We start from the raw sequence: 2,268 nt of genomic DNA, 5'->3' as shown, positions 1-2,268 counted from the left end.
GGGAAGCTGACACCGGTCGAGTTCGAGAGCATAATGATGGATGCCGTCGCTTTGGCGGCATGAACCCCGGACTCAAGCAAACCTTCAGCAGACCCATGCTACGCTTAGGGCGATGTCGGACAGCTTTTCTGAAACTGCCTAGCAGTGGCTCAATGACGTTCGCATCAGGGATGTTCGCGACGAGCTCGAAAGGGATTATCAATAACATTCGTGGTCTCCGTGGTGATTTATCACAGTTCTTGGTGAAAGCGTTTTCCAGTCAGCCTCGGAGGGGTGCTCTTGCGAGAGGGTTCTCTCGGCAATGGCGCTGATTTCTTACTATTGAATGGTCAAACAAAGGGGTTGGAAAGTGGAGTTTCTAATCTATGCAATGGCTGCACTCGCGGCAATTCTGATTATCTTCAGTCCTAAGCGTGAAAGACTGGCTTTTTCTCTCGCCTTGGGAAGCTTCGGTATCTCTGCGTTTCTTTATATGGTGTCTGTGTCGGGGTCTTGGGTGCCTCCGGTAAATCTCTAGGAGTGCGGCAGTGAGCGAGAAAACAGTATCTGATTCGATGTCTTCCGGCGATGGACTACCTCCCGTGGAGTCTCCATGGGTGAAAAGAGTGTTCTCCGCGGGAACATTCAATTTTGCTGTCGCTACTGCTGCGGCTCTCATCATGCTCATCCCGGTGGGCATGGCCACTGTGTGGCTGGGAATCATCAAGGGGGAGTCGCCCTGTATTCTGTGCGGCCAAGAACGCTTCGGTATGGTGCTCATCGCGCTCAGTGCGCTGTTCATCCTGCGTTATGGACCGCACCGGAAGTACTATGCGATGCTGATCTTAGCTGCGTTCTTTTACCTCTATACAACCGTCCGCCATTGGAGCAACTTCTTCGTTTTCGACACGAACCAGGGGCTGGCGGAATCAGTGTTGGGTGCCCACACCTACACGTGGGGTGTGTTCACCTACTGGGTGGTGCTCGCCTGTGCCGGTATCGGCCTGTTCTGGTTGGGACGTAACGAAAAACTGCGCGAACAGTTCGGTGCCCGACGTCCCACCGCTCAACCCATTAGTCGATACGCCAAAGTGGTCGGGGTCGTCATCATCATCATCACGCTGCTGAATTCCGCGCAGTTCTTCGTCATTAACGGCCCGCCGCCATTTTCTGGAACTGGTTGTGGGAGTGGGCGCTGCCCACAGCGCTTCACCTGGGACATCACCAAGACTGCGCCTAATTGGAGGATGGAAGTCTGGGAGCGTTTTAAGATGCCGACTCTCGACGGCCACAGCCCAGACATGGTGCATATTCCTGGCGTCCACCAAGTCTCTGGTTTGAAGACTGGCAGCGCTGAAGGCTCGCCTATGGCCCCAACCGGAAAACTGGAGGTCCTCGACTCTACGCCACTTGGATTCGAAGCGACTGGACAATTCGGCCAAGGACGAGCCGGCGGCATCGCCTACGACGAGGACAGTGGGCTGTTCGGCATCGTTTCCACCGCCGGAGGTCTCTACTACACGAATGATGACTTCGTCACTGTGGAAGCAAGCGCCATCATTGACCGGGTCAACGGCTGGGACATCACCCACACCGCAGACGCCATGTTCTTCGGGCCGGGCAAGCTGGTTGCCATGGCGTGGAACAAGACCCTCTACGGTTCGGAGCTCTTGCCGCCCGACGAGGTCGACCCAGACGAGGCATGGATGGACTATCTGGAGTCGACTGGCAACCTCGGGTCAGCCTTTGGAGTCAAGCAGCGCATGAGACTGGTTACGACTCGGGCCAAGGCAGCGTTCTCCCTTGCGGTGGCAAAAGATGATACGTCCGACGGGTATCTGCTGGTCTCAGTTCCATCAAAGAAGAACAAGAGCATCGTCATCGCCCAGTACGGCAAGAATCATAAGCTGGTGCGTGAGGGAGTATTGAAGGCCAACGACGAGGATATGAAGGTCGAAGACTACTACCCAGTCAGTGCTGAAATCGCCGACGGCAAGCTTTACGTGCTGTCGAAGACCTACCAGTCGCTGCTCGTGGTGGATCCCAAGACCAACGTACTCGAAGCGACCTATGAGCTTCCTGAGATCGGGGATTACCACGGATTGACGGTCAAGGACGGTGTGTTCTACATCCTGTCCGACGTCGACGGTAAAGACACCGTGTTCACGGTGAGCATGCCCAAGTAAGATCAAACTGAATCGCCCTGGGTTTCGTTCCGTTCTTCAAGCAAGGATGGAACCGATGAATCAGAAGTACTCGCCCGAGATGCGCGAGCGCGCGCTGCGGATG

1 protein-coding gene is annotated in these 2,268 nt (G+C 55.4%); it reads left to right on the top strand.

Annotation, left to right across the window (positions count from 1 at the left end):
• Positions 1 to 527: 527 nt before the first annotated feature.
• Complete coding sequence (locus BSZ39_RS12655; protein WP_143180545.1) at positions 528 to 2,165, top strand: disulfide bond formation protein B; 1,638 nt, start codon at positions 528 to 530, stop codon at positions 2,163 to 2,165.
• The last annotated feature ends 103 nt before the right edge of the window (positions 2,166 to 2,268 follow it).

Origin of the sequence: Bowdeniella nasicola (assembly GCF_001907295.1) — a bacterium.
GTDB classification, from domain to species: domain Bacteria; phylum Actinomycetota; class Actinomycetes; order Actinomycetales; family Actinomycetaceae; genus Bowdeniella; species Bowdeniella nasicola.
The sequence above is the reverse complement of the archived record's forward strand: the minus strand, read 5'-3'. Positions and strand labels throughout refer to the sequence as shown.